This window comes from Paraburkholderia sp. EG304 (assembly GCF_046543485.1).
GTDB lineage: Bacteria > Pseudomonadota > Gammaproteobacteria > Burkholderiales > Burkholderiaceae > Paraburkholderia > Paraburkholderia youngii.
The window spans coordinates 1-255 of record NZ_JBKGUA010000468.1 but is presented as its reverse complement, the minus strand read 5'-3'; the positions used below and the strand labels follow the sequence as shown (position 1 = coordinate 255).

The following is a 255-nucleotide window of genomic DNA, read 5'->3' as shown; positions in this document are numbered from 1 at the left end:
CCCTGTGCCACGCGTATCACCGAGCGCAGGTCGCTCACCATGCTCTCAAAGCAGCCCGCCTGCAACCAGCGTTGAGTCTGCTGATACACCAGCTCCCACGGCGGGAAATCATCGGGCAGCATCCTCCGCGGCGCGCCGGCACGAGCCATCCAGCGCAATGCATCAAACATGTCGCGCAGTTCGTATTTGCGCTGGGGCGCGTCGACGTCCATCAGCGTCAGATACGGCGCCGCGAAACTCCATTCCTCATCCGAC

General features: G+C 63.1%; 1 protein-coding gene. It reads right to left on the bottom strand.

Annotated elements, in window-relative coordinates:
* Positions 1-255: transposase (locus ACLFKU_RS44780; RefSeq protein ID WP_410853524.1), on the bottom strand; the 255-nt coding region annotated here is incomplete at both ends.